8 protein-coding genes are annotated in these 8,629 nt (G+C 41.7%); 4 read left to right on the top strand and 4 right to left on the bottom strand.

Annotated features, from left to right (window positions below):
• Both B4H32_RS00705 and B4H32_RS00700 read right to left on the bottom strand, forming a co-directional pair.
• On the bottom strand, positions 1–445 hold a 445-nt coding region (locus tag B4H32_RS00705; RefSeq protein ID WP_286799132.1), incomplete at its 3' end, for a Fe2+-dependent dioxygenase.
• A 97-nt stretch (positions 446–542) separates the two neighbouring features.
• Positions 543–2,801 carry a TonB-dependent receptor gene (locus B4H32_RS00700; protein ID WP_286799131.1) on the bottom strand — a complete coding sequence of 753 codons (2,259 nt, stop codon included), beginning with the start codon at positions 2,799–2,801 and terminating at the stop codon, positions 543–545.
• Positions 2,802–3,185: 384 nt separating this feature from the next.
• Here B4H32_RS00700 and tig point away from each other — a divergent pair, with 384 nt between their 5' ends.
• The 4 genes from tig (at position 3,186) to B4H32_RS00680 (ending at position 7,550) form a co-directional block, all read left to right on the top strand.
• Positions 3,186–4,517, top strand: coding sequence for a trigger factor (gene tig, locus B4H32_RS00695; RefSeq protein ID WP_004683219.1), 1,332 nt, complete (start codon positions 3,186–3,188; stop codon positions 4,515–4,517).
• Positions 4,518–4,714: 197 nt separating this feature from the next.
• Complete coding sequence (gene clpP / locus B4H32_RS00690) at positions 4,715–5,320, top strand: ATP-dependent Clp endopeptidase proteolytic subunit ClpP (protein WP_004678498.1); 606 nt, start codon at positions 4,715–4,717, stop codon at positions 5,318–5,320.
• A gap of 41 nt (positions 5,321–5,361) precedes the next feature.
• Complete coding sequence (gene clpX, locus B4H32_RS00685; protein ID WP_286799128.1) at positions 5,362–6,672, top strand: ATP-dependent Clp protease ATP-binding subunit ClpX; 1,311 nt, start codon at positions 5,362–5,364, stop codon at positions 6,670–6,672.
• 161 nt (positions 6,673–6,833) lie between these two features.
• Entirely contained in the window at positions 6,834–7,550 is a 717-nt protein-coding gene (locus B4H32_RS00680) for a DUF2846 domain-containing protein (RefSeq protein WP_286799127.1), read from the top strand.
• An 18-nt stretch (positions 7,551–7,568) separates the two neighbouring features.
• Here the strand turns inward: B4H32_RS00680 and B4H32_RS00675 are convergent, their stop codons facing one another.
• A complete protein-coding gene (locus B4H32_RS00675; protein ID WP_004678494.1) occupies positions 7,569–8,111 on the bottom strand; it encodes a DUF2059 domain-containing protein in 543 nt (180 codons plus the stop codon).
• Between the two features lie 101 nt (positions 8,112–8,212).
• Positions 8,213–8,629, bottom strand: a 417-nt coding sequence (locus tag B4H32_RS00670) for a fumarate hydratase C-terminal domain-containing protein (RefSeq protein ID WP_286799125.1), incomplete at its 5' end; no start/stop codon positions are given.

The following is an 8,629-nucleotide window of genomic DNA, read 5'->3' as shown; positions in this document are numbered from 1 at the left end:
CACCTGCTGGTAATTTCACTTCATGGTAGCCATAAGTATCTTCAATAACGAGATCACCACCATCATATTCTTCAGGTTCACTCAAAAATAAAGTACACGATAAATCTGTGCGAAGTTGTTGATGAGTCCCTCTCACTAAACGAATTGAATTATCGACATGAAAACCAAAACTTTCGTGTTCATCGTAGCGATTAAACAAAGGTGGAATCATTTGCTTGGGGAGTGCAGCTGCTTGGAAAGTTGGATTTTTCCAAATTGCATCCATCACAAGTGCACTAAGTTGGTGGGTTAAAGGGTCACTCTCTGAAAGTTGTTGATTACGTTTTACGGAAGCTGAGAGTGTGCCAGCTGTAATTTTTCCACCGACCCAATCTGCTGCTTCCATTAATTTACGGAATTCGGCGACTTGTTCTTTTGTCAAAACATTCGGAATGTGATGGATCACTGAGCATATCCCTTTCAATTGATTATTATAAAAAATAGCCTCATAGAGAGGCTATTTTAAATGAGTTTAAGTAAATACCCTAATTTTTTTAAGGGATTTAGTACTTAAAGTTGATCGCAAGAACTGCGTTGCGGCCATCACCTTCGTTTGCATAGTGTGAAGCATGAGCACTTGTAAAATAACGCTTATCTGAAATGTTATTTACATTCAACTGTAAGTTTACATTCTTGTTTACATCATACTTTGCCATCGCATTATAGATAGTAAACGTTGGTAAAATTTTCGTTGAAGTGGTGGCTGTGTTTGGATTGGTATTCGCAAAAACTTGATCGCGATATTGAACGCCTGCACCGAGTGTTAATTTTGGAAGTACTTGGTATGTACTCCACAAGTTAGCACTCTGTTTAGCAACGAATGGAAGAGGGCGACCTTCTTGAGCAACTAAGTTATAAGCTGCTTTGGTTAATTCGCTATCTAAGTAGCTATAGCCAAGTGCCATTTCCCATTTATCAGTAATGTGACCTGTCAAAGCAAGTTCAAAACCATCAACTTTACTTTCACCAGCATTAGTTACTGTATTCGCATCTATATTAATACGTGTATTTTGCTTCTCAGTACGGAAGATTGCAGCTGTCGCATTGGCACGGTTGTTCCAAAGGCTCCATTTCGTTCCGATCTCAAATGTACGAGCTTTTTCTGGTTCTAAGTCTTTATTTGAAGCACTAAGTGAATCAAGATCAGGATCGATACCTACAGGGTTGGCAGCAGTTGCGAAACTTGCATAGATACTACCATGCTCTGTTGGGCGGAATACTACACCTGCTTGATAAGAGAAGTAGTCTGTATCATTTGAATACACAGTACCTGCTGGCGTTGTCACACCACGAGCTGTTACATCTTTGTTATATTTTAATTCTGTATCAAATTGATCCCAACGTACGCCAAGATTTAATAACCAATATTTATTGAATTCAATACTGTCTAATGCATATACAGATACTGTTTCATTGGTCATTGTAGTCTGTTTAGTATTTGGTGTTAGTGTGCCTAACCATGGATCATTCGGACTTGGATTATTGAGATCCGTGCACCAGCCATTGTTATCATTACATTTATCATTGAAACCAGCAGTCGTTGTACCTGTATATCCAGGATAACTAATATTATAGTTACCGCGATTGGTTTCTTCGCGATTATATTCAGCACCAACATTGAAGCTATGTGCTAATGCTCCAGTTTTGAATTTCCCAGCTAAAGAAAGTTGGTCGGTAAATGCATCGGTGTCACGAATGGTCTGTGTTGCACGACGGTAGACTTTACCTTTGTAGATATTGCTTTTTGAATCATCTGGATTTGTATACATATAGCTTGCTTTAGAATGGCTATATGTTGCAGTGTTTGAAACTGTTAAGTCATCATTAAAATCATGTTCAAGCTTCAATGAGCCAATGTGGTTTTCACGCTTATCAAAATCACGATCCTTCCAGCCATAGTAAGAACCTTGTTTTACATTTGCTGGGCGACCATCAGCTTTGATCGAGCCTGGAGGTGGATTGTTAGGGTTGTTAAATGGAATGCCTGAATCTGGCTCATCATTACTTTTGATAAAGTAGTAACTTAAGGTCGCACGGTTTTCAGTTCCTAAACCGAAAGCTAGACTAGGCGCAATACCAACACGAGCGTATTCTGCACCATTGTGCTGTCCTGGTTTCTCATTTTCATGCCCCATCGCAATAACACGACCTGCGATTCCATTACCAAAGTCTTTGTTTGCGTCAAGTACGATATGCTTATAGTTATCTGTGCCGCCTGCAACACTTCCTTGATATTCATCACCTTCATGCGCAACTTTTGGAATCATGTTGATACTGCCACCAACACCACTTCCGCCAGTTAAAGCAGAGCTTGAGCCTTTAGTTACTTCGACTTGTTCAATCGCAAACATATCACGTGTTTGAGTTGTTGAGTTGCGCACACCATCTACATAGATCGCGCTTTGTCCGTTATAACCACGAATATAAGGAATATCTGTATACGGAATGCCGCCTTCACCAGCACCTAGTGTGATACCAGGCTCATTACGAAGTGCTTCTAATAAAGTATTTGCATTTGTTTCTTTCAATAACTTTTGAGATAAGACTGACACTGTCTTTGGTGTGTCTTTTAATGGCGCAACATATTTCTTGTTTGCAGATACATCAACTTTTAATTGTTCAGCAGTTGCTTCTGCATGAATCGTTGGGAGTTGAACCACATTTTCTTTATCTTGCGCGATTGCTGCAGTTGCAATCATAGAAAGAGATGATGCAATCGCAGATGAAACAAACTTCTTACGTGTTCTGATAAAAGAAGACATATCGTATCCATGTAAACCTTAAAATTCATGCAAATAATAATTATTCTTATTCTTATATGCAATTTTTCTCGATTGGATTTAACGATGCTCAGATCATATAAATTTGGAAAAAGAAATAGAATAGTAGTGAAATGTAAGATTATGTTGTAATTGATTGGGTGAAAATTAAGCATATATTGATCTAATAGAATTCTTCACGAAATTACCCAAGAACAACCGAGTTTATTCATAAACTATGAAAAATAATAAATCGTGGATGACTTGCTGATATGTTCAGATCAACTTTTACTGCTAGAATGCTTGTCGAATTTTGTATATCTGCAAAGTTGTCATATAATGTGGCACTTTAAAAATTGTTACTACTAACTATATATCGAGGAAGCCATGCAAGTAACGACTGAAGCGGTTTCGGGCGTTGCCCGTCGTTTAAATGTTTCTGTACCGACGAGCCGTGTTAACGAGCAATTTGAAGCTCGCTTAAAACGCACTGCCAAAACTGTGAAGATCAACGGCTTCCGTCCAGGTAAGGTGCCTTTAAACGTTGTTCGCCGTGAATATGGTGCGGGCATTTATCAGGAAGTGGTGAATGAAATCATTCGCGACACTGTGTTCGAAGCAATTCAACAAGAAAAAATCAATGCGGTAGGTATGCCGAACATTGAGAAAGTTGAAAACAAAGATGGCGCTTTAGTGTATGAAGCAATTGTTGAAGTTTATCCAGAAGTGGAAGTGAAGACTTTTGCCGATTTGGAAGTTGAACGCAAGGCTTCAGAAATCAACGACAAAGATGTTGATACCATGATTGAGAACCTGCAAAAGCAACGCGCTTCTTGGACTGAAACCAAGGGTATGGCGAAGAAAGACATGCAGGTGACTTTCGACTTCGAAGGTACTGTTGATGGTGAGAAGTTTGAGGGCGGTTCTGCTGAAGACTTTAAACTGGTTCTTGGTTCAGGTCGTATGATCCCTGGCTTTGAAGACGGTATCGTTGGCATGAAGAAAGGCGAAGAGAAAGTGATTGATGTGACTTTCCCTGAAGACTATCAGGCTGAAAACCTGGCGGGTAAAGCTGCCCAGTTCAAGATCACTCTGAAGCTTGTTGAAAAACAGAAACTTCCAGAAATCGATGCTGAATTCCTAAAAATCTTTGGCTTGACTGAAGAAGAAGGCTTGGACAAGTTAAAGGCTGATGTTCGTAAGAACATGGAACGTGAAGTTCGCAACGGTCTGCGTAACCAGGTTAAACAAGCTGCGTTTGATGCCCTTGTTGCTGCAAACGAAATCGAAGTTCCAGCTTCTATGGTTGCCCAGGAAATTGACCGTCAACGTCAACAAATGATCCAGCAGTTCACTCAACAATTTGGTGGTCAGGGTGCAGGCGCATTTGACAGCAGCATGCTTCCAGATGAGTTGTTCAAGGAGCAAGCTGAAAAATCAGTGAAACTTGGTGTGTTGGTGAGCAAAGTATTGGCTGATGCTAAACTTGAAGTTGATCAGGCACGTGTTGATGCTTATATCGACGATATGGCTTCTTCTTATGAAGACCCAGCAGAAGTGGTTGAATACTTCAAAAATGACAAGCAGCAACGCGCTCAAATTGAAGCTGTTGTGCTGGAAGATCAGGTTGTTGACCACATCCTGGCTTCTGCTAAAGTAAATGATGTAAATATAAGTTATGAAGACTTGTTAAAAGAGCAACAGGCACGCCGTGGCTAATCTTTTAAAAGTTTAGAAGAAAGGCGCTTGATGCGCCTTTTTTTATGCGTGTTATGAAAGTGTTAATTTGTCGAAAAATGACTCGGTTTTGCCATAAATAATCGAATATTTCAGGCTGAACCTTTTGCAATTTCATCGATTATCCCTCATATTGTTGGCATAGATCGAGTCAGAATAATTTAGGAATAAATAAACCTATGTATGTTCCAACAATTGAAAATGCTTTAGTTCCTGTTGTCGTTGAACAATCCTCTCGTGGTGAGCGTTCTTTTGATATTTATTCACGCCTGTTACGTGAGCGTGTGATTTTTTTGACAGGTGAAGTTGAAGACAACATGGCCAACTTAATCGTGGCGCAGATGTTGTTTCTGGAAGCTGAGAATCCAGAGAAAGATATCCATCTTTATATTAACTCACCAGGCGGTTCAGTGACTGCGGGTATGGCAATTTATGACACCATGCAGTTCATCAAGCCAGATGTGGTGACCTACTGTATGGGGCAGGCGGCATCGATGGGTGCATTCCTGTTGAATGCGGGTGCCAAGGGCAAGCGTTATTGCCTTGAGAATGCCCGTGTCATGATTCACCAGCCGTTGGGTGGTTTCCGTGGTCAGGCTTCTGACATTGAAATTCACGCACGTGAGATTCTCTTTATCAAAGAGCGTTTAAACCGTTTGATGGCTGAGCATAGTGGTCAGAACTATGAAACTGTCGCACGCGACACAGACCGTGACAACTTTATGACCGCACAGGCGGCAAAAGAATATGGTTTGGTTGATCAGGTGCTAAGCAAGCGCCCTTGATTTTTAAAAACTAGGTTTAAGATTTAAGTTGTGGAGTAAATATGTCCGAACATCCTCAAGGACAAAAACATTGTTCATTTTGTGGCAAGACGCAATCTGAAGTTGGAAAATTGATTGCAGGTGAGGACGCATATATTTGTAATGAGTGTGTGGATGTCTGTTTGGACCTGGTACAAACCAGCCAACAGGTTGAAGCGGGGGATTGGGCAAGCAAGGCATTGCCTAAGCCACATGAAATACGTGCTGCCCTTGACCAATATGTCATTGGACAGGATATTGCGAAAAAAACCCTGTCTGTTGCAGTGTACAACCACTATAAGCGTTTGAAAGTTGGGCAGTCCCACCATACACATCAGGATGTTGAAATTGCAAAAAGTAATATTTTACTGATTGGACCAACAGGTTCAGGTAAAACTTTGCTGGCGCAAACACTTGCCCGCTTGCTGGATGTTCCATTTGCCATGGCAGATGCGACTACACTCACGGAAGCAGGTTATGTGGGTGAAGATGTTGAAAACATCGTGCAGAAGCTATTGCAGAAAGCAGACTATGATGTAGAGAAAGCCCAGAAAGGCATTATCTATATTGATGAGATCGACAAGATCACCCGTAAGTCTGAAAATCCATCCATTACCCGAGATGTTTCGGGTGAGGGTGTACAGCAGGCACTGTTGAAAATGATTGAGGGTACTGTTGCCTCAATTCCACCTCAAGGTGGACGTAAGCATCCTCAACAGGAATTTATCCAGATTGATACCTCAAATATCCTGTTTATTTGTGGTGGCGCATTCTCTGGTCTGGAAAAAATTGTCCAGCAGCGTCAGGAAAAGGGCGGGATCGGCTTTACCGCTGATGTGAAGAATAAGGATGATCGTAAGAAAATCTCTGAATTGTTCCGTCAGGTTGAGGCAACTGATCTAGTCAAGTTTGGCTTGATTCCTGAATTCATTGGCCGTTTGCCTGTGATTGCCACTTTGGAGGAGCTGGATGAAGAAGCGCTGATGCAGATTCTGACAGAACCGAAGAATGCATTGACACGCCAATATCAATACCTGTTCACAATGGAAGATGTGGATCTGGTGTTTGATGAGTCTGCATTGCGTGCGGTGGCGAAGAAAGCGCTGGAACGCAATACGGGTGCACGTGGTCTACGTTCAATTCTGGAAAATGTTTTGCTTGAAACCATGTACGATTTACCAAGCCGTACAGATGTTGGTACAGTGATTGTGGATGAAGCCGTGATCAATGGCACCGCAAAACCAACCTATAAGCCTGAGCGTTTGCCTCAGGTAACCACGCCTCAACCAGTGGAAAAAAAAGACCTGAAAGTGATTGATTCCAAATCGGCCTAACCGCAACGGTTTATCACTCATCTAAAAAAGCATGAAAGGTTTAGCTTTTCATGCTTTTTTTATTTGCAATTGGTCAGTGAGGTGTTAATCTTAAAAATTGGAAAATCCGCATAGTTTTGCGCTGTTAACAATAAATCCAAGAAAACGCCTTGAGGGATGTCATGCGTTATTTAATATTGTCATTATGTTGTACTGGGGTATTGGCTGGCTGTCAAAGCCACAAGGCCGTTGAGGAAAAACCAGCAGCACTGACTGCAACGCTGCCACCAGTGGATACTGAAAAAGAACCAGGCTTGTTTGATCAATACCATGTGGGTGGCTTCACTGTAGGCGGTTGGGTCAATCAAAAGTTGGGTCAATACTTCACACCAGTTAAACCACAAAATGAACAGGCGGCTGTTGTGTATCTGTATCGACCAGATTCGCGCTGGAACCGTCAGGAAATTGCGGCGGTCAACCTGTTTATCAATGGTCATCGTATTCCAAGCCTGTTACATAATCATTATTACTGGGTTGAACTCCCTGCGGGAACTTATCGTTTCAGTGCAAGCCGTCCTTTAGCAGGATTACATTTTCAGAAACCGAAATATCTGGACCTGACAGTGGATGCCGCGCAAACCTATTTCATCAAATATGATGAGGAAAACAAGATTTCCCGCAGTGAGTATACGGGTCCGTGGATGGTGATGCCTGACAAGGTCGCCCGTCAGGAAATCGCGTTTACCCGTTTAAAATCTTCGAGCTACAACTTTGTTGCACAGGATGAATCGGGAGAGGTTCGTGCCAAGCCTCAGGAGCTCAAGCCCGTTAAATATGATGAAAAGTCTGAAGTGCTTTTGGTCAAGCCATTTAAAATCTGGAATCCCTTAACCTGGTAAACTGACACAGAACAGGGACTATTCAGGTTGAACCAGTGGTTTGATGATGGTTAGGAACTGTTCCTTTAGTTGTGAGCTTTGCTCTGGATCATTCAGGCTTTGCTGGCTCAAATGACTCATATACTGAAAAACATTGGTGCTGATTTTCAATGTTTTTTGATTAATGGATCTACCCTCAGGCGTTTTTAGGAATTTTAAATAAGCCTGTACTTCTTCCTCACTTAATGTCTCGGCATAAATTTTTTCTATGGCCTGTAAGGTTTCGGGTCGGGCAAACACTTTTGAACTGGTGTCTTTCAACAATTGGCTGAGTTCGAGTACAGCCAGCTGTTCCTGTGTGGTGGTTAATTTATCCTTGTTTAACACCCTTAGCAGGATGTTTTCAGCTTCTGAATCCAATGTCGGCTGCATTTCATCCAAAGAGGTATATAGGATATTTTCAAACTCACTCAGTTTGATCAGCTCTTTTACAGACTGGGTTCGTGCTGGTGTGGCAAAGACACTTTGCATGGTGCTGATCAGGCATAAACCAACCAGCACGCTCGATATATTTCTATTCATGTTTTTGTCCTTATTGTTGTTTTGTTTTTTATAATCTAACAGAAGCACTGGGCAAAAAAATAGCCGAATACAATGATTCGGCTATTTTTCTGATAAAGGCGTTATTGAGCAGCATCAACCACTGGAATTTTACCAATCTTCGCTTGCCAGATTTTTGGTGCAGTCGCATGGATTGAGGTACCATTGACATCAACCGCAACAGATACAGGCATGTCTTCAACCACAAACTTGTAGATGGCTTCCATACCGAGGTCAGCAAATGCAACAACTTCAGCTTCACGTACAGCTTTAGAAACGAGGTAAGCAGCGCCACCCACAGCCATTAAGTAAGTTGCTTTATTGTCTTTGATTGCTTCAACAGCCGCTGGACCACGATCCGCTTTACCGATCATGCCGAACAAGCCAGTTGCTTCTAGAACTTGGCGAGTGAATTTATCCATACGCGTTGCAGTTGTAGGACCAGCAGGACCAACGACTTCATCACGAACAGGATCAACAGGACCCACGTAGTAAATAAT

It is taken from the genome of Acinetobacter sp. UBA2063, from assembly GCF_002333245.1.
GTDB lineage: Bacteria > Pseudomonadota > Gammaproteobacteria > Pseudomonadales > Moraxellaceae > Acinetobacter > Acinetobacter parvus.
The sequence above is the reverse complement of the archived record's forward strand: the minus strand, read 5'-3'. Positions and strand labels throughout refer to the sequence as shown.